The sequence below is a fragment of the Roseateles puraquae genome, assembly GCF_002205845.1.
Classification (GTDB): domain Bacteria; phylum Pseudomonadota; class Gammaproteobacteria; order Burkholderiales; family Burkholderiaceae_C; genus Pelomonas; species Pelomonas puraquae.
Map to the genome: position 1 here is coordinate 1 of NZ_NISI01000002.1, position 24,356 is coordinate 24,356.

The 24,356-nt window shown below is 68.6% G+C and carries 23 protein-coding genes; 14 read left to right on the top strand and 9 right to left on the bottom strand.

Going from position 1 to position 24,356, the window contains the following annotated elements; all coding sequences use genetic code 11:
* Positions 1 to 55 precede the first annotated feature (55 nt).
* The 4 genes from CDO81_RS07045 to dnaA all read right to left on the bottom strand — a co-directional run bounded on the left by CDO81_RS07045 (position 56) and on the right by dnaA (position 6,601).
* Entirely contained in the window at positions 56 to 835 is a 780-nt protein-coding gene (locus CDO81_RS07045) for an SNF2-related protein (protein ID WP_088482485.1), read from the bottom strand.
* Positions 836 to 1,129: 294 nt separating this feature from the next.
* Complete coding sequence (gene gyrB, locus CDO81_RS07050) at positions 1,130 to 3,640, bottom strand: DNA topoisomerase (ATP-hydrolyzing) subunit B (protein WP_088482486.1); 2,511 nt, start codon at positions 3,638 to 3,640, stop codon at positions 1,130 to 1,132.
* A 110-nt stretch (positions 3,641 to 3,750) separates the two neighbouring features.
* Positions 3,751 to 4,863 carry a DNA polymerase III subunit beta gene (dnaN, locus tag CDO81_RS07055; protein ID WP_088482487.1) on the bottom strand — a complete coding sequence of 371 codons (1,113 nt, stop codon included), beginning with the start codon at positions 4,861 to 4,863 and terminating at the stop codon, positions 3,751 to 3,753.
* Between the two features lie 202 nt (positions 4,864 to 5,065).
* Positions 5,066 to 6,601, bottom strand: coding sequence for a chromosomal replication initiator protein DnaA (dnaA, locus tag CDO81_RS07060; RefSeq protein WP_088482488.1), 1,536 nt, complete (start codon positions 6,599 to 6,601; stop codon positions 5,066 to 5,068).
* A 261-nt stretch (positions 6,602 to 6,862) separates the two neighbouring features.
* On the opposite strand from dnaA, the gene rpmH reads away from it, so the two are divergent.
* From rpmH to CDO81_RS07105, 9 genes are all read left to right on the top strand, one after another.
* A complete protein-coding gene (gene rpmH / locus CDO81_RS07065; RefSeq protein ID WP_054021782.1) occupies positions 6,863 to 6,997 on the top strand; it encodes a 50S ribosomal protein L34 in 135 nt (44 codons plus the stop codon).
* A 47-nt stretch (positions 6,998 to 7,044) separates the two neighbouring features.
* Positions 7,045 to 7,551: a ribonuclease P protein component gene (locus CDO81_RS07070; protein WP_088482489.1), complete on the top strand. Its 507-nt coding sequence runs from the start codon at positions 7,045 to 7,047 to the stop codon at positions 7,549 to 7,551.
* The gene (yidD, locus tag CDO81_RS07075; RefSeq protein ID WP_088482490.1) at positions 7,548 to 7,883 is read left to right on the top strand and encodes a membrane protein insertion efficiency factor YidD; all 336 of its coding nucleotides are present in this window, start codon (positions 7,548 to 7,550) and stop codon (positions 7,881 to 7,883) included. Before CDO81_RS07070 ends, yidD begins: the two co-directional genes overlap by 4 nt.
* Entirely contained in the window at positions 7,876 to 9,594 is a 1,719-nt protein-coding gene (yidC, locus tag CDO81_RS07080; RefSeq protein WP_088482491.1) for a membrane protein insertase YidC, read from the top strand. The genes yidD and yidC overlap by 8 nt, the downstream gene beginning before the upstream one ends.
* Before the next feature lie 324 nt (positions 9,595 to 9,918).
* Complete coding sequence (mnmE, locus tag CDO81_RS07085) at positions 9,919 to 11,283, top strand: tRNA uridine-5-carboxymethylaminomethyl(34) synthesis GTPase MnmE (protein ID WP_088482492.1); 1,365 nt, start codon at positions 9,919 to 9,921, stop codon at positions 11,281 to 11,283.
* A gap of 93 nt (positions 11,284 to 11,376) precedes the next feature.
* Entirely contained in the window at positions 11,377 to 11,892 is a 516-nt protein-coding gene (locus CDO81_RS07090) for a hypothetical protein (RefSeq protein WP_144397158.1), read from the top strand.
* A 17-nt stretch (positions 11,893 to 11,909) separates the two neighbouring features.
* The gene (locus tag CDO81_RS07095) at positions 11,910 to 12,236 is read left to right on the top strand and encodes a hypothetical protein (RefSeq protein WP_088482494.1); all 327 of its coding nucleotides are present in this window, start codon (positions 11,910 to 11,912) and stop codon (positions 12,234 to 12,236) included.
* Between the two features lie 17 nt (positions 12,237 to 12,253).
* Positions 12,254 to 12,949, top strand: a complete 696-nt coding sequence (locus CDO81_RS28460) for a C40 family peptidase (RefSeq protein ID WP_206602079.1) — start codon at positions 12,254 to 12,256, stop codon at positions 12,947 to 12,949.
* Positions 12,950 to 13,058: 109 nt separating this feature from the next.
* On the top strand, positions 13,059 to 14,417 hold the full coding sequence (locus CDO81_RS07105) for a tetratricopeptide repeat protein (protein ID WP_158218177.1): 1,359 nt from the start codon (positions 13,059 to 13,061) through the stop codon (positions 14,415 to 14,417).
* Here the strand turns inward: CDO81_RS07105 and CDO81_RS07110 are convergent.
* The 4 genes from CDO81_RS07110 to CDO81_RS07125 are packed head-to-tail and all read right to left on the bottom strand — an operon-like array spanning position 14,384 to position 17,614.
* Positions 14,384 to 15,301 carry an SMP-30/gluconolactonase/LRE family protein gene (locus CDO81_RS07110; RefSeq protein ID WP_158218178.1) on the bottom strand — a complete coding sequence of 306 codons (918 nt, stop codon included), beginning with the start codon at positions 15,299 to 15,301 and terminating at the stop codon, positions 14,384 to 14,386. The two genes, CDO81_RS07105 and CDO81_RS07110, sit on opposite strands and share 34 nt — an antisense overlap.
* Entirely contained in the window at positions 15,288 to 15,773 is a 486-nt protein-coding gene (locus CDO81_RS07115; RefSeq protein WP_088482497.1) for an acyl-CoA thioesterase, read from the bottom strand. Before CDO81_RS07115 ends, CDO81_RS07110 begins: the two co-directional genes overlap by 14 nt.
* Positions 15,774 to 15,782: 9 nt before the next feature.
* Positions 15,783 to 16,850 (bottom strand): aldose epimerase family protein, encoded by a 1,068-nt coding sequence (locus CDO81_RS07120; RefSeq protein WP_088482498.1) that lies wholly within the window; start codon positions 16,848 to 16,850, stop codon positions 15,783 to 15,785.
* The gene (locus CDO81_RS07125) at positions 16,847 to 17,614 is read right to left on the bottom strand and encodes an SDR family NAD(P)-dependent oxidoreductase (RefSeq protein WP_088482499.1); all 768 of its coding nucleotides are present in this window, start codon (positions 17,612 to 17,614) and stop codon (positions 16,847 to 16,849) included. Before CDO81_RS07125 ends, CDO81_RS07120 begins: the two co-directional genes overlap by 4 nt.
* Positions 17,615 to 17,842: 228 nt before the next feature.
* On the opposite strand from CDO81_RS07125, the gene CDO81_RS07130 reads away from it, so the two are divergent.
* The 5 genes from CDO81_RS07130 to CDO81_RS07150 all read left to right on the top strand — a co-directional run bounded on the left by CDO81_RS07130 (position 17,843) and on the right by CDO81_RS07150 (position 23,989).
* Positions 17,843 to 18,772 carry a dihydrodipicolinate synthase family protein gene (locus CDO81_RS07130; RefSeq protein WP_088482500.1) on the top strand — a complete coding sequence of 310 codons (930 nt, stop codon included), beginning with the start codon at positions 17,843 to 17,845 and terminating at the stop codon, positions 18,770 to 18,772.
* 8 nt (positions 18,773 to 18,780) lie between these two features.
* Positions 18,781 to 20,667, top strand: a complete 1,887-nt coding sequence (locus CDO81_RS07135; protein WP_241516904.1) for a glycoside hydrolase family 97 protein — start codon at positions 18,781 to 18,783, stop codon at positions 20,665 to 20,667.
* Between the two features lie 29 nt (positions 20,668 to 20,696).
* The gene (locus CDO81_RS07140) at positions 20,697 to 21,449 is read left to right on the top strand and encodes a FadR/GntR family transcriptional regulator (RefSeq protein WP_158218179.1); all 753 of its coding nucleotides are present in this window, start codon (positions 20,697 to 20,699) and stop codon (positions 21,447 to 21,449) included.
* Positions 21,450 to 21,451: 2 nt separating this feature from the next.
* Positions 21,452 to 22,429: a LysR family transcriptional regulator gene (locus CDO81_RS07145; RefSeq protein WP_088482503.1), complete on the top strand. Its 978-nt coding sequence runs from the start codon at positions 21,452 to 21,454 to the stop codon at positions 22,427 to 22,429.
* A 99-nt stretch (positions 22,430 to 22,528) separates the two neighbouring features.
* Positions 22,529 to 23,989 (top strand): hypothetical protein, encoded by a 1,461-nt coding sequence (locus CDO81_RS07150; RefSeq protein WP_088482504.1) that lies wholly within the window; start codon positions 22,529 to 22,531, stop codon positions 23,987 to 23,989.
* A gap of 1 nt (position 23,990) precedes the next feature.
* Here the strand turns inward: CDO81_RS07150 and CDO81_RS07155 are convergent, their stop codons facing one another.
* The gene (locus CDO81_RS07155; protein ID WP_088482505.1) at positions 23,991 to 24,302 is read right to left on the bottom strand and encodes a hypothetical protein; all 312 of its coding nucleotides are present in this window, start codon (positions 24,300 to 24,302) and stop codon (positions 23,991 to 23,993) included.
* Positions 24,303 to 24,356: the final 54 nt, after the last annotated feature.

Below are 24,356 nucleotides of genomic sequence, written 5' to 3' on the forward strand. Positions count from 1 at the left end.
CGCGCTCACGCACCTCGGGCGAGAACTTGTTCGACTTGCTCATGGCTCAATCCTCTCAGAGTGTTGAGCCTCCTCGAAACCCGGGGCGATTCAGTACAACGTGCAACCGGCGATCCAGTAGTCCTTCTAGGCCAAAGCGCACAGACAGTTCTGAACGCCACTGTTGCACCAGCGTGGCAGGAACGACCACAACCGTCCGCGCGTGCTCGGGTTCATCAAGGAAGTACTGCCGGATGATGATCCCCGCCTCAATCGTCTTGCCCAGGCCCACCTCGTCGGCCAGCAGGTAGCGCTGTACAGGATCAGTCAGGACCCGGCGAACCACTTCAAATTGGTAGTCGACCAGATCAATCGCTGAGCTAAGCAAGGCCGTTATACCCATGGCTGCAGCACGCTGCCGCGACACTTGCCTAACGAACTCACTGCGCGCGTCGGCAAGGAATGGGGTCTCAGTGGCCTCAACTGCCAGTAGCGACAGTGGATCGTGCAGTGGCCGCCCCCAGCGTACCTGCAGGTGCTCAGTTTCGATCGTCAAGCGATCATTGTTCGGAAATTGGACGAGGACCTCGTTGTCCTCGTCGTGTAGCACGCGTCCCACTTGCCACCGGCCCGCGGCGTGCCGACGGTACACGCGCGTCTGGATAGGGAGTCTTACCCCCTGCAGAGAGGCCACCGGGCATTCAACGATATCGGGCAGCGGTGCCCCCGGAGCGTCGAAATACTGGACACGTGCCACGCCACCGATAGCGCCTAGGAACTTGCCGATGCCCCAGGTGTTGTAAGGCGTCAGCTTCACCTCCACGAAGGAGCCTGGCTTGATGCCGATCGAACGCATCAGTAGGACCAGCGCCGGCGAAACACAAAGACATCACTCGGCTCATGCGAGTGGCAGCCGCTGAAAAGCTCGGACAGTCCCAAGCTGCCTTGGCTCCCCACAACAGGGCAATCTAGCTCAACCATTTCCTAACCTCCACTGCAGTCGAACGACGAGCTTGTGTGCCCAAGCTTCTTCGTAAGTGCTTTGAAATCGTGCCGCTATCTCATTAGTCAGTCGCAAGAACTCTGGCGTTCAGTCGCATTTAAGTGGCGCCGGTCGCATTTAATCTGGCGCCCTACGGATTCAGTCAGATCAAACGTCGATATTCCCCGCCCTCAACGCATTCGTCTCAATGAAATCACGACGGGGTTCAACTTCATCGCCCATCAGCATCGTGAAGACCTTGTCCGCCTCGATGGCGTCTTCGATCTGCACGCGCAGCAGGCGGCGCACGGTGGGGTCCATGGTCGTTTCCCAGAGCTGCTCGGGGTTCATCTCGCCCAGGCCCTTGTAGCGCTGGCGGTTGACGGCGTTTTCGGCCTGGCCCATCAGCCAGGCCATGGCGGTGCGGAAGTCGTCGACCTTGGCTTCCTTGGCTTTTTCGCCTTCGCCCTTGCGCACCAGCGCGCCGGGCTTGATGAGGCCCTGGAAGCTCAGGCCGGCGTCGGCCAGCACTTCGTAGTCGGCGCCGTGCACGAAGTCAGCCGAGATGATGCTGGCGCGCACGTTGCCGTGGTGGATGCGGGCGATCTTCAGGAAGAACTTGTCGGTGCGCGGGTCGGTCTCCACCGTCACCTCGGCGTTGTGCAGCGCGGCCTTCAGGGCGGCGGCGCTGGCCTCGGCTTCTTCGCGGGTGTCGACCTTCAGCGCCAGGCCGTTGGCCAGCACGTGCAGGGCTTCGATGTCCATCCAGTTGGACAGGCGCTCGATGACGCTTTGCGCGGTGACGTACTTGCGAGCCAGCGCGTCGAGGGCGTCGCCCACGAGCGTGGTGCCGTCGCCGGTGTCCAGGCTCGCGTCCTGCAGCGCCACCTTGAGCAGGAAGCCGTCGAACTCGTGGCCGTCCTTCAGGTATTGCTCGTGCTTGCCGACCTTGACCTTGTACAGCGGCGGCTGCGCGATGTAGATGTGGCCGCGCTCCACGAGCTCGGGCATCTGGCGGTAGAAGAAGGTCAGCAGCAGGGTGCGGATGTGGGCGCCGTCCACGTCCGCGTCGGTCATGATGATGATGCGGTGGTAGCGGAGCTTGTCGGGGTTGAAGTCGTCGCTGCCCGCGCCGCGGCCGATGCCGGTGCCCAGGGCCGTGATGAGCGTGATGATTTCGTTGCTGGTCAGCAGCTTTTCATAACGCGCCTTCTCCACGTTCAGGATCTTGCCGCGCAGCGGCAGGATGGCCTGGAACTTGCGGTCGCGGCCCTGCTTGGCGGAGCCACCGGCGGAGTCACCCTCCACGATGTAGATCTCGCACAGCGACGGGTCTTTTTCCTGGCAGTCGGCCAGCTTGCCGGGCAGGCCCAGGCCGTCGAGCACGCCCTTGCGGCGCGTCATCTCGCGGGCCTTGCGGGCGGCTTCGCGGGCGCGGGCGGCATCGAGGATCTTGCCGCAGATGGTCTTGGCATCCAGCGGGTTCTCGAGCAGGTAGTCGGTCAGCAGGCGGCTGACGATGTCTTCCACCGGCGCGCGCACTTCCGACGACACGAGCTTGTCCTTGGTCTGCGAGCTGAACTTGGGCTCGGGCACCTTCACCGAGACCACGCAGGCCAGGCCTTCGCGCATGTCGTCACCGGCGACTTCGACCTTGGCCTTCTTGGCGAGTTCGTTGTCTTCGATGTACTTGTTGATGACGCGGGTCATGGCCGCGCGCAGGCCGGTCAAGTGGGTGCCGCCGTCGCGCTGCGGGATGTTGTTGGTGAAGCAGAGGACGTTCTCGTTGAAGCCGTCGTTCCACTGCATGGCCACCTCGACGCCAATGGTGGTGCCCTGGTCGGACACCTTCTCGCCGACGGCGTGGAAGATGTTCGGGTGCAGGGTCGTCTTGCCCTTGTTGATGAACTCGACGAAGCCCTTCACGCCGCCGGCGTAGGCGAAGTTGTCTTCCTTGTTGCTGCGCTCGTCGACCAGGCGGATCTTGACGCCGTTGTTCAGGAACGAGAGCTCGCGCAGGCGCTTGGCGAGGATGTCGTAGTGGTAGTCGTTGTTCTCTTTGAAGATCTCGGTGTCGGGCAGGAAGTGGACCTCGGTGCCGCGCTTGTCGGTCTCGCCGATGACCTTCATGGGGCGCGTTTCGACGCCGTCGACCATGACGCTCTCGCCGTTCTGCGGGATGCCCTTGGCGAACTCCAGGAAGTGCACCTTGCCGTTCTGGCGCACGGTCAGGCGCAGGAACTTGGACAGGCCGTTCACGCAGGAGACGCCCACGCCGTGCAGGCCGCCCGAGACCTTGTAGCTGTTCTGGTTGAACTTGCCGCCGGCGTGCAGCTCGGTCAGCGCAATCTCGGCGGCAGAGCGCTTGGGCTCGTGCTTGTCGTCCATCTTGACGCCGGTCGGGATGCCGCGGCCGTTGTCGATGACGGAGATGGAGTTGTCGGTGTGGATGGTGACGACGATGTCGTCGCAGTGGCCCGCGAGCGCTTCGTCGATGGAGTTGTCGACCACCTCGAACACGAGGTGGTGCAGGCCGGTGCCGTCGGAGGTGTCGCCGATGTACATGCCCGGGCGCTTGCGCACCGCCTCCAGGCCTTCCAGGATCTGGATGGAGCTGGCGTCATAGGCCTGCTGCGGGGCTGGTGCGGGGACGTTCTCGGGAGTGGCGTTATCGCTCATCGGGGACTTTCAAGGCCGCAACGCGGCCGTACAACTCTCAAACTAGAACCCCCGCTTGGCGGGGGCAGGGGGTGCGAAACGAGCACGGCATGCAATGCCGATGCGGATCGCTAGATCCGCATCGGCATCACGACGTACTTGAACCCGGTGGTGTCAGGGATGGTGAGCAGCGCGCTGCTGGCGCTGTCGTTGAGGTCGATGCACACCATGTCCTGGCTCATGTTGGACAGGGCATCCATCAGGTAGGTGACGTTGAAGCCGGTCTCGATCTTGTCGCCGCCGTAGTCGATCTCGATCTCTTCCTTGGCTTCTTCCTGCTCGGCGTTGCTGGACGCGATGGACAGCAGGCCCGGCTCGAAGGTCAGGCGCACGGCCTTGAACTTCTCGCTGGTCAGGATGGCGGCGCGCTGCAGGCTGCTCAGCAGCGGGGCGCGGCCGAGCGTGAGGCGGAACTTGTGGTTCTTGGGGATGACGCGGTTGTAGTCAGGGAACTTGCCCTCGACCAGCTTGGTCACGAACTCCATGCCGCTGAAGCTGAACTTGGCCTGGTTGCCGGCAAAGCGCATCTCGATGGCATCGTCGTCCTTGCCGTCCTTCAGCAGGCGCTGCAGCTCCAGCACGGTCTTGCGCGGCAGGATGACTTCCTGCTTGGGGATGTCGGTGTCGAGCTCCGCCTGGGCCAGGGCCAGGCGATGGCCGTCGGTGGCCACGAGCGTGAGGTTCTTGCCCTCGGCAACGAACAGAATGCCGTTGAGGTAGTAACGGATGTCGTGCACCGCCATCGCGAAGTGCACCTGGTTGATCAGGCCCTTGAGCGCCTTCTGCGGCACGCTGAACGCGGGGCCGAAGTCAGCGGCTTCCTGCACCAGCGGGAAGTCATCGGCCGGCAGGGTCTGCAGCGTGAAACGGCTCTTGCCGCCCTGCAGGGTCATCTTGTTCTGGTTGCTCGTCAGGCTCACCGTCTGGTCGGCCGGCATGGAGCGCAGGATGTCGATGAGCTTGCGGGCGCCCACCGTGGTGGACAGGTTGCCGGCATCGCCGTCGAACTGCACCGTGGTGCGCACCTGGATCTCGAGGTCGCTGGTCGTGAGCTCCACCTGGTTGCCGGTCTTGCGGATCAACACATTGGCCAGGATCGGCAGCGTGTGACGCCGCTCGACGATGCCCGACACCGCCTGCAGCGCGGCGAGCACCTGATCCTGGGGAGCTTTCAGAACGATCATGGAGGCCTCTTGGGTAAGAGCTTGTGAGAGCTGAACAAGGGATTTCAGGGGGGCGTACACCCTCTGAAACGCGCGCGCGCGTGAAGCTGCGATTGTCGCCCGGAATCGTGACGGCGCCGGGCTGGGGGCAGGCGGTGGGAGCTACGGGTCAACCCTGAAATGGGTGACCGCGTCCTCGGCGGGCCGTCTCGCGCGGCGGGGGTCAGCCCTTCAGCGTCTGCTCCAGCACGTGCAGCTGCTGGTTCAGTTCGGTGTTCTTCTGACGTTCGCCGCCGATCTTGCGCACCGCGTGCAGCACGGTCGTGTGGTCGCGCCCGCCGAAGAGTTCGCCAATCTCGGGCAGGCTCTTCTGCGTGAGCTCCTTGGCCAGATACATCGCGATCTGGCGCGGCCGGGCGATGCTGGCCGGGCGCTTCTTGGAGTACATGTCGGCGACCTTGATCTTGTAGAAGTCGGCCACCGTTTTCTGGATGTTCTCCACACCGATCTGGCGGTTCTGGATGGACAGCAGGTCCTTCAGCGCCTCGCGCGCCAAGGTGATGCTGATCTCCTTGTGCGAGAACTTGGCATAGGCCAGCACCTTGCGCAGCGCACCTTCGAGCTCACGCACGTTGGCGCGCACGTTCTTGGCGACGAAGAAGGCGACGTCTTCGGGCATGGGCTGGCCCTCGGCCTCGGCCTTCTTGATCAGGATGGCCACGCGCATCTCGAGCTCCGGCGGCTCGATGGCGACCGTCAGGCCGGCGTCGAAGCGGGAGGTCAGGCGCTCGTCGATGTCCACCAGGCCCTTCGGGTAGGTGTCCGAGGTCATGATGATGTGCGCCTTCTTGGCCAGCAGCGCCTCGAAGGCGTTGAAGAACTCCTCCTGCGTGCGGTCCTTGCCGGCGAAGAACTGCACGTCGTCGATCAGCAGCAGGTCCAGCGAGTGGTACTTGGCCTTGAGCTCGTCGAAGGTCTTGCGCTGGTAGTTCTTGACCACGTCCGAGATGAACTGCTCGGCGTGCAGGTAGAGCACGCGGGCGTCCGGGCGGTCCTTCAGCAGGGCGTTGCCGACGGCGTGGATCAGGTGGGTCTTGCCCAGACCCACGCCGCCGTAGATGAACAGCGGGTTGTAGGTGATGCCCGGCGCGCCGGCCACATGCAGGGCGGCGGTGCGGGCCATCTGGTTGGCGCGGCCGGGCACGAGGGTGTCGAAGGTGAGCTGCGGATTGATGCGGTGCTTGGCCGAGGCCGGCGCCTGCGAGGGCAGCACGATCGGGCTGGCCGCAGGCGCAGCCGCCGCCCGAGGCGCGGCGGCGCTGGGCTCGATGGGCAGGCTGGCCTGCTGCGGCGCGGCGGCGGGACTGGCCGGGGCGGCGGCCACGTCGCGTGCGGGCGCCGACAGCGCCAGTTCCAGCCGCGTCGGACGGCCGGCGAGGTCGGTCAGGATGGACTCGATGCGTGCTGCGTACTGGCGGCGGATCCAGTCCCGCTTGAAATGATTGGGGACCTTCAGCGTGGCCACCAGCGCGCCGGCGCTATCGGCTGCCACGGTGGCGGCGGGCAGCGGGCGGATCCAGGTGTTGAATTGCTGCTCGGGCAGTTCGGTGGCCAGGCGCTCGCAGCCGCGCTGCCACAGGTCGGACGCCCACTGCGCCGACACGGCGCCATCGCCATCCGCTGCATTCACTGCCACGACACCTGCTGCGCCCGAGTTCAAAGCCTGCACCCCGTCCACCCTGTATTCTTCTTCGCTCATTGTGGAAAACTTCTTTTCGAGCGGCCGGATTGTACGGAATCGGGGGCGCTCGAGGGCAGGTTATCCACAGAATTTCGGAGGGGGTCAATCCCTGGCAAACCCGCCTTGAGCCAGGCCACTTATTGACCGCCTGGGCGGCTTCTGCTGTAATGCCGGGTTTTCGCGCATCGCAACGTGGCTTGACGGTCAGGTTAGATGCGCTTTTTAGTCGGGCGCCAACCGCTGTGCCCGGCCAGCACAAACCCTCAAAAGAGGTCTCCCATGAAGCGTACCTACCAAGCCTCCAAGACCCGCCGCGCCCGTACCCACGGCTTCCTCGTGCGCATGAAGACCCGCGGTGGCCGCGCCGTCATCGCCGCTCGTCGCGCCAAGGGCCGCAAGCGCCTGGCCGTCTAAGCCGCGCGGCGGCGCCCCTCGCGCCGCCAGCCCTCCGGGCGCACCCGATGATCGGCAAGCTGCAACGCCCGGTGGATTTCGAGCGTGTGCTCGGCCACCAGAGCCGGGCGCGCAGCGCGCATTTCGCGTTGCACCACCTCCCGGCCTCTCCGGCGCCCAGCGCCTGGCACGCCGCCAAGTTGCGCACAGCTCAGGCTGAGTTATCAACAGGTGGCCCCGCATCTGTGCATAACCCTGTGGACGATGTCCCGCCCGCGCCGCAAGGCTGCTGGGTGGGTATGGTCGTTCCCAAGCGTCACGCGCGCCGGTCGGTGACACGCCAGCTCTTGAAGCGCCAGATTCGCGCCGCATTTGCCGAGCGGCCCGGCATGCCGCCCGGGATGTGGGTGGTGCGCTTGCGTTCTCCGTTCGATCGCCAGAAGTTCCCGAGTGCCGCGTCTGACGCCTTGCGTCAGGCGGCGCGTGCCGAACTGGCGCAGCTGCTCGACCGCGCCCTCAAGCCGCGGGTCGAGACGCGCGCTGAGCTGGCGCCGCAGGCCAAGCCCACGCCATGACCGCGCCCGCGTCACCTCAACCCAGCTGGGCTGCGCGTGCCCTGATGGCCGTGGTGCGCGCCTACCGTCTGCTGCTCAGCCCGTGGCTGGGCAATGCCTGCCGCTTCGAGCCAACCTGCTCGCGCTACTCCCTGGCAGCCCTGGAGCGCCACGGTGCGCTGGCCGGCAGCTACCTGACGGTGCACCGCCTGCTGCGATGCCAGCCGTTCTGCAAGGGTGGGCACGATCCGGTGCCTGACAATCCGCCGCGGCTCTTTTCGCGCCTGCTTTCTCCCTCCGTCGCGCGTGCCAGCGCGTCGTCGTCTCCCTCGCCTGAGTCCTTCCATGACTGATATTCGCCGCACCGTGCTGTGGGTGGTGTTCACCGCGTCGCTGTTCCTGCTGTGGGACGGCTGGCAGAGGCACAACGGGCATCCCTCGATGTTCAGCCCGGCTCCGCGCCCCGTGGCTGCCGCGTCGGCACCGGCCGGTGCCGCCAACGCGGGCGTTCCGGCCGCTGCAGCAAGCACCGGCGCTGCCGCACCGACCGCTGCCGCCCCCGCGGCTGCGCCTTCGGAGAAGGTGACCATCCGCACCGACGTGCTGACCGTCACCGTCGACACCCTGGGTGGCGACATCGTTCGCGCCGAGCTGCCCAAGTACCTGACGTCGCCCGACCCGACGGTGACGGACCAGCTGCTGCAGATGGTCCACCTCAAGCAGCCCGCGCCGTTCACGCCTGAGCCGGTTGTGCTGTTCAACGCCGCCCAGCACTACCGCGCCCAGACCGGCCTGGTCAGCGCCCAGGGCCCGCTGCCCGCCCACACCACGCCGATGACGGTGGTGGCCGGCGAGCGCGAACTCAAGGACGGCCAGGACGAAATCAAGCTGCGCCTGGAGTCGGCCGAAGTCGGCGGCGTCAAGCTGGTCAAGACCTTCACCTTCAAGCGCGGCGCCTACACCGTGGGCGTGACGCACGAAGTCATCAATGCCGGCGCCGCGCCCGTCACGCCGCAGGTCTACCTGCAGCTGGTGCGCGACGGCAGCACCGTCACCGGCGGCGCCGCCTTCACGCCCAGCTTCACCGGCCCGGCGGTCTACAACGACAAGACCAAGTTCAAGACGATCAAGTTCGAGGACATCGACAAGAACAAGGTCGACATCGAGAAGACCGCCAACGACGGCTGGGTCTCGATGGTCCAGCACTACTTCGCCAGCGCCTGGCTCGTGAACGAGCCGGGCAACCGCGAGTTCTTCGTGCGCAAGCTGCCCGGGCAGGTCGGCCTGCGTGCCGACACCTATGCCACCGGCATGGTCTTCACGTTGCCCACGCTCGCGCCGGGCGCCAGCACCACGCAAAGCGCCACGCTGTTCGCCGGTCCGCAGGAAGAGAACAACCTCGCCAAGCTGGCCCCAGGCCTGGAGCGCGTCAAGGACTACGGCATGCTGACCATCATTGCCGAGCCGCTGTTCTGGCTGCTCGACAAGCTGCATGGCCTGATCGGCAACTGGGGCTGGACCATCGTCGCGCTGGTGCTGCTGCTCAAGATCGCGCTCTACGGCCTGAACGCCAGCGCCTACCGCTCCATGGCCAAGATGAAGGCGCTCGCGCCGCGCATCAACGACCTCAAGGAGCGTTACAAGGACAAGCCGCAGGAGATGCAGCAGGAGATGATGCGCATCTACCGCGAGGAGAAGGTCAACCCCATCGGCGGCTGCCTGCCGATCTTTGCGCAGATGCCGATCTTCATGGCGCTGTACTGGGTGCTGCTGTCCACCGTCGAGATGCGCCAGGCGCCGTGGATCCTCTGGATCACCGACCTCTCGGTGCGCGACCCCTACTTCATCCTGCCGCTGCTGATGATGGCTTCCAGCCTGTTCCAGGTCTGGCTCAACCCGCCGGCCGCCGACCCCATGCAGCAGAAGATGATGTGGATCATGCCGGTGGCCTTCGGCATCATGTTCTTCGTCTTCCCGGCCGGCCTGGTGCTGTACTGGCTGACGAACAACATCCTGTCGATCGCGCAGCAGTGGATGATCAACAAGCAGCTAGGCGTGAACTGACCCACCCCCTGCGGCCTGACGGCCGCCCCCTCAAAGGGGGCGCCACCAGCGGCCCGGCAAAGCCGGTTCCGCGGTGGCCGCTGGAGGAAGCGCGGCGCTACACGCGCGCAGACGGCAGGCGTGAATTGGTTCACGCCCCCTGAATAAGCCCCCGCAGCCGGGGGCTTCTTTTTTGCCGCGGACAGCAGTTCAATGGCTCCGCGGGGCAGAGAACACCGGCCCGGACGAGTCTCACGCGAGCACTCGAACCAGGCCTCCCCCGCGCCAATTCCGCAAACAGCCACCTCCGGGGGGCTGTTCGCCTTGGGCGCCGACAATCGCGCCATGCTCGCCCGCCAAGCCGACCCCATTGCCGCCATCGCCACTGCGCCCGGACGAGGCGCGGTGGGCATCGTGCGGGTGTCGTCCCCACAAGATCTGGTGCCGCTCATCCGCGCCGTTTGCGGCCGTGACCTGAAGCCGCGCGAGGCCACCTATCTGCCCTTCCGCGACGCGTCCGGCGCGCCCATCGACCATGGCCTGGCGCTGTACTTTCCGGCGCCGCATTCCTACACCGGCGAGCATGTGCTCGAACTGCAGGCCCACGGCGGCGCGGTGGTGATGCAACTGCTGCTGGCGCGCGTCATCGAGGCGGGTGCCGCTGTCCGTCTGGCCGAACCCGGCGAGTTCACGCAGCGCGCCTTCCTCAACGGCAAGCTCGACCTCGCCCAGGCCGAGGCCGTGGCCGACCTGATCGACGCCAGCACCGAGGCCGCCGCGCGCAGCGCCAGCCGGGCCCTGGGTGGCGCCCTGAGCCATGAGGTGGGTGTGCTGCGTGACCAGCTCATCCAGCTGCGCATGCTGGTGGAGGCTACGCTCGACTTCCCCGAGGAGGAGATCGACTTCCTGGACAAGGCCGATGCCTTCGGCCGCCTGGACCGCCTGACGGCGCAACTGAGCGCCGTGCAGGCCCGCACCCGCCAGGGCGCGCTGCTGCGCGACGGCCTGAAGGTGGTGCTCGCCGGCCAGCCCAACGTGGGCAAGAGCTCCCTGCTCAATGCGCTGGCCGGCGCCGAACTGGCCATCGTCACGCCCATCCCCGGCACCACGCGCGACAAGGTCAGCCAGACCATCCAGATTGAAGGCGTGCCCCTGCACATCACCGACACCGCCGGCCTGCGTGACGATACGGCGGACGAGGTCGAGCGCATCGGCGTGTCGCGCAGCTGGGATGCCATCGGCGAGGCCGACGTGGTGCTCTTCCTGCACGACCTGTCCCGCGTCGGCCAGGCCGACTACGAAGCCGAGGACGAGCGCATCCGCGCGCGGCTGGCCGGCGTCGAGGCCCATCGCATCGTGCAGGTCTTCAACAAGACCGACCTCGGCACGCCGCCCACGGGCGAGATCGCGCTGAGCCTGAAGACCGGCGAAGGCCTGGCCGCGCTGCGCCAGCGGCTGCTGCAGACGGCCGGCTGGCAGGCGGTGCCCGAGGGCCTCTTCATCGCTCGCGAGCGGCATGTGCAGGCGCTGGCGCGCACCGCCGAGCACCTGGCCCTGGCCCGCACCATCGCCGAGCAACGTGATGCCGCGCTGGACCTGCTGGCCGAGGAGCTGCGCCTCGCGCACGACGCCCTGGGCGAGATCACCGGTGCGTTCTCGGCCGACGAACTGCTGGGCGTCATCTTCAGCAGCTTTTGCATCGGCAAGTAGCTCCCGCTTCATCCGCAAGGGAGAGCATGAGCCCGCCACCGGCCTGGGCTAGGCTTGGCCACCGCCCGTGAGGCGGTGAACCGGGACCTGACCATGTCGACACCTACTCTGCCGGCCCGGGCTGCACCGGCGGCACCGATGCCGCTCTGGCGCCTGCTGGCGGCCGGCCTGTTGCTCAGTCTGCTCTGCGCCTGCACCGGCCTGAAGCTGGTGGCCGACCACGATGCCGAGGCGGCCAAGGGCATCACGGAGACCTCGGCCGAGGTCTTTGCGTTCTACGACAAGCTGATCGATGCCCGCGCCGAGCCGGGCAGCGCGAAGTTGGCCTATGCGGGCTATGCCGCTGACTGGGGGCGCATCGAGACGCGCATCCGGGTGATGGAGGTGCGTGAGGCCGCGCGGCCGCTGAATGCCGAGTCGCAGCGCATCGCGCGCACCATCCTCGAGTTCTGGCAGAAGTACCGCGCGGCCCACCAGAAGAATGGTGACTATCCGGCCGCCTTGGCGGCCATCCACCGCGACCGCTTCCAGCGGCTGTTCACCGCCGCACTCGTGGCCGAACGGGCCAAGGGCCTGGCGACGGCGGATGCCGACCCCGGCAAGGATTGAAGGACGAGGACACAGCCATGGACATCGACATCGGCGCCATCCTGCAGACTGCGCTCGGCGCGGCCACTGATGCCGTGCGCAAGAGCGCGCCGCAGGTGGAGGACTACTTGCGCGAGATCGCCCACGGTCACGAGGCCGCGATCCGTTCGCTCGCCGAGGCCTTGGCGCGGGGCGACATCGACGAAGCCACCTTCAATGATGAGATGGACGACGAGGGCCGCACCCTGCAGGCCGAACTGCAGGCCGTGGCCGTGGTCACCAAGGCGATCGCGCAGCGGGCCGTGAACGCCTTCCGGGATGCGCTGGTCGACGGCATCACCACGGCGGTCAAGGCCGCACTCTGACACGGGGAGAGGCAAGCATGGCCACGGGTGAACAACTGCTGGCGCTGGCGGCGCCCCATGTCGGCGAGACCTATGTACTGGGCGCGCGCGTGCCCAAGGACAACCCCGCCTGGACGGGCCCCTGGGATTGCGCGGAGTTCGCGTCCTGGTGCCTGTACCAGGCCAGCGGCCGGCTGTTCGGCTGCGACCAGAACACCAAGCCTGCCATTGCCGACGCCTACACCGGCTACTGGCAGCGTGATGCGCTGGCGGCGCACTGCACGGTCGCCGTGGCGGTGGCGCGCGCCACGCCGGGTGCCTTCCTGCTGCGCTACCCGGCCGCCGGGCTGATCGGCCATGTGGCCATCTCGGACGGGCAGGGCGGCACGGTGGAGGCCCATTCCACGGCCACCGGCGTCATCCGCGGCCAGGTGGACGGCCGCCGCTGGGACGTGGGCGTGCTGCCGCCGATGCTGAGCTACGCGGAACCCGTGCTGCTGCAACCTACCGTGCCGCCCGGGCTGGTGCTGCGCCTGAAGCAGCCCAACATGAAGGGCGCCCTGGTCACGCGGCTTCAGCAGGCCCTGGCCGCGCGCGGCTTCTCGCCGGGCGATGTGGACGGCGCCTACGGGCCGCACACCGCGGCGGCGGTGCATGCCTTCCAGCTGTCGCAGGGCCTGCTGGCCGACGGCGAGGCCGGCGACAAGACGCTGAAGGCCCTGGGCTTGCGATAAGCGCGCTCGGGCGTGATGTACGACAGCTTCCGCCGCGGTGCCGGTGCGCCGCGGGCGGGGTGGCCGTTGCACACTCGCCGCCAGCCTGGATGGCTGGAGGGCGCGCCCCATGTCCGCACGATCCATGTTCCGTTGGCTCCCGGGCCTGTTGCTGGCCTGGGGCACCGCCTGTGCGCAAGCCGAGCTTGCGTGGCAGCGGTCACTGCACCTGTCCTATGCCGAGGCCATCGAGTCGGTGGCCCGGGCGCAGGCGGCGGCGGTCACGCCGGCCGAGCGCGACGAGGCGGCGCGCCGGGCGTTGGAGGTGCAGGCGCTCTACGGCCGCCATGCCGAATTGGCCGCGCTGCTGCGCGAGTTGTCCGAGCGGCCCGGGCTGGCGGATGAGCGGCTGCTCTACCAGGCGCGGCTGGACATGCTGGCCGGGCGTCATGCCGAAGGCGCGCGCCTGCTGGAACCGCTGCGGCGCAAGTTCGTGCGCCTGCCCGAGGGGCCGCTGCGCCGCGAATTGCGGCTGACCCTGGCCACACTCGACCTGCACCTCGGCCAGCCCGAAGACGCCACGCGCGAGCTCAACCGCATCGTGGATGCCGCCCGGGAGGCGGGAGATCTCGAATTGGCCGCGCGGGCCTTCAGCGCCTTGGGCGCGGTGCAGCTGGAGATGTTCGACTATGCGGCGGGCCTTGCCTACTACCAGCAGGCCTTGCGACTGGCGCCAGCCTGGGCGTTGCAGACGCGCGAGCGCGCCCGCATGGGCATGGCGCAGATGCATCACATGCTGGGCAACCGCCGGGAGGCCCTGGCGCTGCTGGACACCGCGCTCGCGGCCTTCCACCGCAGCCAGAACCTGCGCGCCGAAGCGGATGCGCTGCTGCTGCGCGGTTTTTTCCTGAGCCGTGACGGCCAGGTCCAGGCGGCCCTGGAGCCTTACCGTCAGGCCTTGGCGCTGCGCGAGCAGCTCGGCGGCGACGCCGACGTCGTGAACGCGCTGACGCATCTGTGCGGCACGCTCAGCGATGCGCGCCTGCTCAGCGAGGCACTGTCGCTGTGCGAGCGGGCCACCCGCATGGCCGAGGCCACCGACAGCCAGAGCCTGCGCTGGGATGCCTACTGGGTCAGCGCCGAGGTCCAGGCCGCGGCTGGCGACTTCCGCCTGGCTTACGAGCATCAGCAGCGCGCCACGCGGGCGCTGCAAAAGCACGCGCGGCTCAACCTGGTGAACATGACCGGCGCAATGCGCGAGCGCTTCGACACCGATCGCCAGCGTCAGGAGGTGGAGCGGCTGACCACCCAGCTCGAGGACGCGCAAGCCATGCGAGCGCAGTGGCAGCGCATTGCCGCCGTGCTGGGCCTGCTGGCGGTGGCGCTGGCGGGTGTGGTGGCCTGGCGGTGGCCGCGGCGAGGGCTTGCCGCCGAGCCACGCGCCCAGGCCAGCACTCAGGCGTCGTTGAACAGCGCCTCGGCCTTGTAGAGGCCAGGTTCGACCGTCATGCCAAAGAGACTGCCCGACTGCGGCTGGGCCATCAGCGCGGCGCTGCTCAGGCCGGCGCGGGCGCTCGTGACGAGCAGCTGGTCGCCGGCCGGCCCACCCAGGGCCGGGCAGGTGGTGTGGGCCACGGGCGCGGTGTAGCGGGCCACCAGGCGGCCATCCGGTGCATAGCGTGCCACCGTGCCGGCACCCCATTCAGCATTCCACAAGTGGCCTTGGGCATCGACCACGGAGCCATCAGGAAAGCCGTGCCCGGGCGCTTTCTGCACGAACAGCCGCGGCTCGCTGACCCGCGCGCTGGCCGAGTCGTAGTCACACACCACGATGCGCCGCGTGGGCGTGTCGCAGTAGTACAGACGCCGCCCGTCGGGGCTGAAGCACACGCTGTTGGCAATCGCCACGCCGTCCAGCGGCAGCCGGCGCAGGCCGCGGGCCAGGCTGTACTGGTAGAGGCCGCCCACCGGCCGCTGCGGGTCGGCCTCGTGCAGCGTGCCGAACACGAAGGCGCCGCTGCGGTCGCAGCGCCCGTCGTTGGCGCGGGTGGCGAGTTGCGGCTCCAGCGGTGCGATGGTTTCGGGTTCGGCCGTGAGGCGGCCGGTGGCGCGCAGGTCGGGCAGCGTCAGCCAGGCCAGGCGCTTGGCCAGGGCGAGCAGCAGGCGGCCCGAGCGCGCATGCACGAAGCTGCCCACGCGCTCGGGCAGGCGCACCTGCAGCGGGCAGCTCTCGCCGGGCGTCCAGGCGTAGAGGCAGGCGCCTTCGATGTCGGTCCACCACCAGCGGCCGCTGCCGGCATGCCACTGCAGGCCTTCGCCCAGCGTGGCGGCCTGGGCGAGGGCGAGGGACAAGGGGTGTTCAGCTTTGCTCATCGGGGGTCTTGTCGCGAGGGGTCTCCAAGGCGGCGCGGGCCTGCTTGCGGGCGATCGCCGCGGCATGGCGGCTGCGTTCCTCGGGCGTGAAGGGGCGCAGCGGCGGCACCGGCACGGGCTTGTTGGCGTCGTCCACCGCCACCATCGTGAAGTAGCAGCTGTTGACGTGGCGCTTCTGCTGGGTGCGGATGTTCTCGGCCACCACCTTGATGCCCACCTCCATCGAGGAGGTGCCCGTGTGGTTGATGCTGGCCAGGAAGGTCACCAGCTCGCCCACGTGGATGGGCTGGCGGAAGATCACGCGGTCGACCGACAGCGTGACCACGTAGCGCCCGGCGTAGCGGCTGGCGCAGGCATAGGCCACCTGGTCCAGCAGCTTGAGGATGTTGCCGCCGTGCACGTTGCCGGAGAAGTTGGCCGTGTCGGGGGTCATCAGCACCGTCATCGTCAGCTGGTGCGCAGGCAGGTCCATGGGTCGCTCCTAGGTGAAGCGGTGGATTGTGGAGCTGCGCCACACCTCGCCGGGCCGCAGCACGGTGCTGGGCCAGTCTTCGCTGGCTTCGTGATGCGGGGAGTCGGGGTTGTGCTGCGTCTCCAGGCACACGCCGTCGCCCTGTCGGTAGATGTGCCCGCCGGGGCCGACCAGGCTGCCGTCGAGAAAGTTGCCCGCGTAGAACTGCACCGCGGGCTCGCTCGTGAGGATGGCCATGCATCGGCCGGAGGATGGGTCGTGCAGGTGCGCGGCGAGGCGCAAGCCATCGGCATCGCGCGGGCCGTCGAGCAGCCAGTTGTGGTCGTAGCCCCGCGCATGCAGCAGCTGTGGATGGGCATGGCGGATGCGCGCCTCGATGACCGTGGGCTCGCGGAAGTCGAACGGCGTGCCCGCCACCGGCGCGTGGCGCTGCGGGATCAGGTGCTCGTCGACCTCGCTGTAGCGCGAGGCTGGCAGCTGCAGCCGGTGGCCGAGCGCACTGCCCCTGCCTGCCAGGTTGAAGTAGCTGTGGTGGGTGAGGTTCACGACCGTGGCGCGGTCGGCGGTGGCCTCGTAGTCGATGCGCCAGCTGTTCTCATCCGCGCCGAGCGCATAGCGCACGCTGGCCTGCAGCTCGCCGGGGAAGCCCATCTCGCCGTCCGGGCTGGTGTAGCGCAAGCGCAAGGCCGCAGCCTCGCCTGCGTGCGGCACGTCGGGTTCGGCCTGCCAGAGCCGGTGGCCGAAGCCCTCGGCACCGCCGTGCAGGCAGTTGGGGCCATCGTTGCGGCTGAGCGCGTACGTGTGGCCGTCGAGCGTGAAGCTGGCTCCGCCGATGCGATTGCCGTAGCGACCCACGATCACGCCAAAGGCGGGGTTGCGGTGGATGTAGTCGTCGAGGTTGTCGAAGCCCAGCACCACGTTGGCCACGCGGCCCGCCGCGTCGGGCACGTTCAGCGTCGACACGATGCCGCCGAGCGTCAGCACCGTCATCGCCAGGCCGTGGGCATTGCTCAACGTGTACTCGTGGACGACCCGGCCGTCCGGCAGTCGGCCGGCTTCGCGGCGCTCGACCGTCATGCCCAGCCACCATCGACGACGAAGTCCTGCGCGGTGCACATGGCGGAATCGTCCGCCGCCAGGAACAGCGCCATGCGGGCGATGTGCTCCGGCATCAGGGGCGTGCTGATGCACTGGCCCTTGGCAATCTCCTGCTTGGTCTCTTCTGTGACCCAGAGCTTGAGCTGCTTCTCGGTCATGACCCAGCCCGGCACCAGCGTGTTGACGCGAACATTGAACGGCCCGAAGTCTCGCGCCAGGCAGCGCGTGAGCCCCTGGATGGCCGCCTTGCTCGCGGTATAGGCCGGCATGCCGCCCTGCTTGAGCATCCAGCTGATGGAGCCGAAGTTGACGATGCTGCCGCCGCCGGCGGCCTGCATGTCCGGCAGCACGGCCTGCGCGGTGAAGAAGGGGTGCTTGAGGTTCACGCCCACGCTCGCGTCCCAGAAGTCGGACGTGGTGTCGGTCACCGCATGGCGCTTGTCGTTGGCGGCGTTGTTGAGCAACACGGTGAACGGGCCGGTACGGCTGCGCAGCGTGGCGACGGCCGCGCGCAGAGCGTCCACGTCAGACAGGTCAGCCACCACGAACTGCGGGGCATGCCGGGCGGTGCGCGCCAGCCGCTCGGCCAGCGCCTGCCCTTCGTCCGCGGCCAGGTCGATGAAGCCCACCCGGGCGCCCTGCGCTGCGAAGGCCTCCACCAGGGCCTGGCCGATGCCGGTGGCCCCGCCGGTGATCAGCACCCCGCGGTCCTGCAGGCTGGGATAGAGAGCGTAGGAACTCATGCGTGTGTCTCCGGAATCGGCTCACCCCTCGGGCGGCCTGGCTTCTGCGGCCGGGTGGGCCGATTGTTAGTCATACTTTTTGATTCAAAACAGATCGATTCACGGGTAAACCCGATCATCTGCCTTAAATAGTCATACTTTAATGAAGGCCGGGCCGGCGGAACAGCCGGCCGCGGCTGTCGTCTGGCGGCGCCGCGGACACCATTTCCCACCGAGACAAGGGACGCCATGAACGCCAATGCCAGCCGCCCTTACCGCGGCGTCTTCCCCGTTGTGCCCACCATCTTCCATGCCGACGGCACGCTGGACTTGGCCGGCCAGCGGCGCTGCGTGGACTTCATGATCGACGCCGGCTCCACAGGCCTGTGCATCCTGGCCAACTTCTCGGAGCAGTTCGTGCTCTCCGACGCCGAGCGTGAGACGCTGACGCGGGCCATCCTGGCGCATGTGGCCGGCCGCGTGCCCGTCATCGTCACGACGACGCACTACTCCACGCAGATCTGCATCGAGCGCAGCCGCCTCGCGCAGGACCTGGGGGCGGCCATGGTGATGGTGATGCCGCCCTACCACGGCGCCACCTTCCGCGTGTCGGAGGGGCAGATCGAGGCGTTTTACCAGCGGCTGTCCGACGCCATCGGCATTCCCATCATGATCCAGGACGCTCCCGTGGCCGGCACGCCGCTGTCGGTGCCGCTGCTGGCGCGCATGGCCAGCCAGATTGAGCACGTGAAGTACTTCAAGCTGGAGATGCCGCAGGCGGCCAGCAAGATGCGCGAGCTGATCCGTGTGGCCGGTGCGGCCATCGAAGGCCCCTGGGACGGCGAAGAAGCCATCACGCTGCTGGCTGACCTGGACGCCGGCGCCACCGGGGCCATGACCGGCGGCGGCTACCCGGATGGCATCCGGCTGATCGTCGATGCCTACCACCGCGGCGACCGCGAGGAAGCCGTGGCGCAGTACGGCCGCTGGCTGCCCCTCATCAACTACGAGAACCGCCAGGGCGGCATCCTGACCGCCAAGGCGCTGATGAAGGAAGGCGGCGTGATTCGCAGCGATGCGCCGCGCCACCCCTTCCCCGAGATGTCGCCCGAGGTGCGCGCCGGCCTGCTCGATGCCGCCCGACGCCTGGACCCCCTCGTGCTGCGCTGGGGCCGGTGATGCGCGCCATGCTTTCCGCGCTGCTGGCGCTGCCCGCGCTGGCCCACGCCCTCAGCAGCCCTGACGGCCAGTTGCAGGTCGATTTGAGCGTCAATGCGGACCGACAACTCGTCTACGCGGTGCAGCGCGCCGGCGTGCCGGTGCTGCTGCCCTCGCGCCTGGGCCTGGTGCTGGAGGAGGCCGACTTCAGCCATGACCTGCGCCTGGTCGCCACCTCGCCCGTCGCGCGCCAGCGCGAGCGCTACACCCTCTACAGCGGCAAGCGCAGCCAGGTGGACGTGCGGGCGAACGAGCAGCGCTTCACCGTCGCCAACGCCGCCGACCAGGCCCTGGTGCTGACCGTGCGCGCCGCGAATGACGGCGTGGCCCTGCGCTACACGGTCGAGGGCACCGGCCGCAAGCGCTTCCAGCGCGAGCTGACGAGCTTCGCCTTCGCGCCGGATGCGCGGGCCTGGCTGCAGCCCATGGCGGTCGCCAAGACCGGCTGGAAGCGCACCAATCCGTCCTACGAGGAGCACTACCAGATCGACATCCCGGTGGGCACGCCGGCGCCGTCGCAGGCGGGGTGGGTCTTTCCGGCGCTGTTCCGCAGCGGCGCCCACTGGGTGGCCGTGACCGAGGCCGGCATGGACGGGCGCTTCCACGCCTCGCGCCTGGCGGCGGACTCGACCGGCGGCACCTACCGCATCGACGGGCCCGAGCCGAGCGAGGTCTTCACCGGCGGCCGGCTGCTTGCGGAGACCGACGGCCCCCTGACCACGCCCTGGCGGGTGCTGGCCATCGGGTCGCTGAAGACGGTGATGGAGTCCACCCTCGGCACCGACCTCGCCGCGCCCGCCGTGCCGGTGGACCGCCGCGTGCTCAAGCCCGGCGCAGCCGCCTGGAGCTGGGCGCTGCTGAAGGACGATGCCACCGTCTTCGACGTGCAGAAGCGCTTCATCGACTACGCCGCCGACATGCGCTGGCCCTACACGCTGGTGGACGCCGACTGGGACCGCAAGATCGGCGATGCGCAGATGAAGGTGCTGGCCGACTACGCCCGCACCCGGGGCGTGGCGCTGCTGGCCTGGTACAACTCCTCGGGCGACTGGAACGACACGCCCTACACGCCCAAGAGCGCGCTGCTCACCGCCGCCGACCGCCAGCGCGAGTTCGCCCGCATGAAGGCCCTCGGCGTGAAGGGCCTGAAGGTGGACTTCTTCGGCGGTGACGGCGCCTCGATGCAGGCCTACTACGTCGACCTGCTGAATGAAACCGCCGCGCAGGGCCTGCTGCTGAACTTTCACGGCGCCACGCTGCCGCGCGGCTGGAGCCGCACCTACCCGCAGCTGATGACGACCGAGGCGGTGCGCGGCTTCGAGTTCGCCACCTTCGGGCAGGACGACCAAGACCAGGTCGCCCGCCACGCGGCCATGCTGCCCTTCACCCGCAATCTCTTCGATCCCATGGACTTCACGCCCCTGGTGTTCGGCGACATCCCCAACATCAAGAGGGCCACGCGCAACGGCTTCGAGCTGGCGCAGAGCGTGCTGTTCCTGTCGGGCCTCCAGCACTACGCCGAGACGCCGCAAGGCATGGCCACCGTGCCGGCCTACGTGAAGACCTTCCTGCGCGAGCTGCCCGCGCGGTGGGACGAGGTGCGCTTCCTGGACGGCGTGCCGGGCGAGTACGTCGTCCTGGCGCGCCGTGCGGGCCGGCAGTGGTTCCTCGCCGGCTTCAATGCCGGCGAGGCGGCGCGCCCGTTGCAGCTCGATCTGCACTGGCTTTCGGGCCGCACGGGGCAGCTCATCACCGACGGCGCGGGCGAACGCGAACTGGTGCAAGGGCGCCTGCGCGGCCCCACCGCCACGTTGACCCTGGCACCCCGCGGTGGCTTCGTTGCCCGGTTTCGATAATGCCCTTTTCAGCTGCGAGCCTGCCGCCGATGCGAACCCGCGCGGACCATTCCACCTACAGTGCCCAGCCCGAGGGCAAGAGCCAGCATGCGCGCATCGTCGGCGAGCTGGGGCAGGCCATCGTCGGCGGCGAGTTCAAGCCCGGCGACAAGCTGCCGCCCGAGCCCCAGCTGCTGGAGCGCTACGACATCAGCCGCCCCGTGCTGCGTGAGGCGGTGCGTGTGCTGGTGGCCAAGGGCCTGGTGGTATCGCGCCAGCGGGCCGGCGCCATCGTGCGGCCGCGCAACGAGTGGCACATGCTCGACCCCGACGTGCTGTACTGGCTCATCCAGGCCCAGCCCCCGCGCGACTTCGTGCAGACGCTGCTGGAGGTGCGCCGCGTGTTCGAGCCGGCGGCCGCCGCGCTGGCCGCCCGGGCGGCCAGCGACGAGCAATTGCAGGGCATTGCAGCCGCCTATGAGGGCATGGCCTCGGCCACCACCACGGCCGAGCTGCTGGAGCCCGACCTGGCCTTTCATCGGCGCATCGCCGAGGCTACCGGCAACGACCTGCTGGCCTACATCGGCAACATGCTGTCGCTGGCGCTGCGCGAGTCGATCATCCTGTCCAGCCAGCTGCCCAACACCCACGAGCTCTCGCTGCCTCGCCACAAGGCCATCCTGACCGCGCTGCAGGCCCGCGACCCGCTCGGCGCGCGGCAGGCCACGCTGGTGCAGCTGGAAGAAACGGGCGACGACATCAACACCGTGCTCGCCGCCGACGGCCGCGTGAACCTGGCCTGAGCATGGACGACGACGACGACACCGCCGCCCCGCTGACCGACGCCAGCCCCAACCCCAACTGGTTCCTGAGGGCACGGCTCAAGACGCGCCAGCTGCTGCTGCTCATCGCGCTGGACGACGAGCGCAACATCCACCGCGCCTCCGAGGTGCTGTGCATGACCCAGCCCGCCGCCTCCAAGCAGCTCAAGGACCTGGAGGACATGCTGGACGTGAAGCTCTTCGAGCGCCAGCCGCGCGGCATGACGCCCACGCTCTACGGCGAGACCATGATCCGCCACGCGCGCATGGCGCTCACCTCGCTGTCAGCCGCGCATGAGGACATCGTCGCGCTCAAGCACGGCCTGTCGGGCCAGGTGGAGGTGGGCGTCATCATGACCCCGGCCATGGGCCTGCTGCCGCGCGCCATTGCCCGCATCAAGCAGCAGGCGCCGCGGCTGCGCATCGGCGTGCACATGGAGAGCAGCAAGGTGCTGCTGGACATGCTGCAACGAGGCTCGCTCGACTTCATGATCGGCCGCATCCTGGAGGGCGACACCGCGGGCGGCCTGCACTACGAGGAACTGGCGGTGGAGCCGGTGTGCGCGGTGGCCCGGGTCGACCACCCGCTGGTCAAGGCCGACAACCTCAAGCTCGCCGAGCTGGCCGACCGGCCGTGGGTGCTGCCGCCCCCGGGCAGCGTGCTGCGCCACCGCTGGGAGCTGATGTTCCGCCGCGCCGCCCTCGACCCGCCGGCCGACGTGGTCGACACCACGGCGCTCTTGCTGATCACCGCCCTGCTGCAGCAGACCGATGCCCTGCACGTGATGCCCGTGGAGGTGGCGCGTTACTACGCCTCGCTCAAGGTGCTGGCCATCCTGCCCATCGAGCTGCCCTGCCACATGGACGCCTTCGGCATCATCACCCGCGAAGGCCACCTGATGTCGCCGGGCGCGCGGCAGCTGCTGCATGAGGTGAGGCTGGTGGCGAGAGACCTGTATTGAGGGTCGGCTCACGCCTCAAGTTGCCGGTTCGGATGCCGATACCACCGATATCGCCGTCAAGCGCCGACCGAGTGCCGCGGCTTTCAGGGAAGGCAGCGCGTGACCGTCATCTCATCCACTGCAGGCATCACGATCGGCCAATGGCAGTCCTTTGCGGCGGTGGACCGCACCGTCACCCCAGCGGCAGCCGTGCGGGTCGGGTCGACCCGCTTCGCCGCCAGCGGGGCCGCGGGCGCGAGCGACACCTATGCCGATCCGCGCCTGTCCGCGGCGCCTCGCGCCATGAACAGTCTGTGGGCGGCGCCCGAGCGCAGTGGTGACACCATCAGCCGCCTGATGGCCGGCAACCGCAGCACGCGCGTCTACAACCTCGGCGAACAGTGGCGTGGGCTCGGAGGAGCGCTGCTGCGGCAACTGGCTGCGACCGGCCAGGGCTACCAGCAAACCCGGGCCAACGATCCGGCGAGCTTCGACGATCCCGGCGCGCTTGCCCGGCTGTCGCCAGAGATGCGGGCGCAGCACGCCGATGAGGTTGCCAGCGCGCAAGCGGCGGCCCTGGCCGACGTGGGCAAGGAGGCGTCCACGGCCGAGCTGCAGCTGCGCCTGCAATCCGGGCGCACGGTGACCCTGCGCCTGGCCGACAGCCTCGGCTTCAGCAGCGCGGGCACCCAGGTCAGCATCGAAGCCTCCGCCCCGCTGAGTGCGCAGGAGCGCGACGCCGTCCAGGGCTTGGCCGATGGGCTGGACCGGGCGCTCGCCGCGCTCGGCCAGCCCGACGTGGCCGAGCTCGATCTGGGCGGCCTGCTCGGGTATGACCGGCAGGTCATCGCCGGGCTGGACCTCACCGTCAACAGTGCGATGCAGGGCCAGTTCCTTGAATCGTTCGAGCTGCATGCCGGGGGCGAGAAGCCGTCCGTGCTTCTTCGCGGGGTCGATGGCGAGATGCGGCTGAGCGTGGATGCCCGCACCGCGGTGGCCACTTCTCCGGCGGCGCGTGGCGAGGCGCTGCAGGCGGTGCTGAAACGCGTCGGTGCTGCGGGCGAGCGTGGCCAAGCCAATGCGGCGCTGGTCGAGCAGATGAAGTCGGCCCTGGTACAGCTGCAGACAGCGGTGGCCGGCTCGGCGACGGGCAGCCGTTCGGCAGGCTTCGGGGGGTTGGCCGACTTCGAGGCCAGCTTCGGCGGCCAGACCTGGCGAACGAATGCGGGAGGCACCCACCGCCAGGGCGGTCAGGTGGCCTACCAGCTGCGCCAGACAACCGAAGGCGGCGGTGGTGTGGCCGGGGGGCGGCAGACCTTCTCGGAGTCGTTGACCGCCGACTTCAAGGCGTCGCCGCGCGGCGGCATGCTGGACGTGAGCACCGGGCACTACATCGCCACGCAGGTGCGCGACCGCAGCACGGTCACGACGCTGCTGGAGGCCTTGCCCGGCGGCCGGCAGCGAGTTCGCCGCGAGACCGAGGGCGAGCAGAGCCGCGTCGTCACGACCTACGAGGGGGGACGGGCGGTGCGGCAGCGGCGCGACCCGCCGCAGCCCGTGGCGGCACGCCTGCCGGGCTGAGTCAGTCGTCCTCGGGCGCGCCGAACCGCGCCTGAAAGGCCTCGGCAAAGGCGGGTGACGCGCTGAAGGTCAGCGTCGCCGTCACCCAGCCGCCAGCCTCCTGCTGCACCAGCAATTCGTGATCCCACTCGTACCCATCCTCGACCGGCCCCGGCGGGCCGCCGAACTCGTCGCGCGCCCAAGCCAGCACGGCCTCCACCTCGGCCATCACCGTGGCATGGGTGGCCGTGTCGCTGGCCCGGCTGGAGGCCATGGCCTCCAGCGTCAGGACGCCGTCGGCGCCCTCGGAGAGATCAAAGCTGAGGTGCTGCATGGCCGCCACTGTAGGCGGCGTTGCGCGCCTGTCGCACACTGCCGGGGTTGCCGA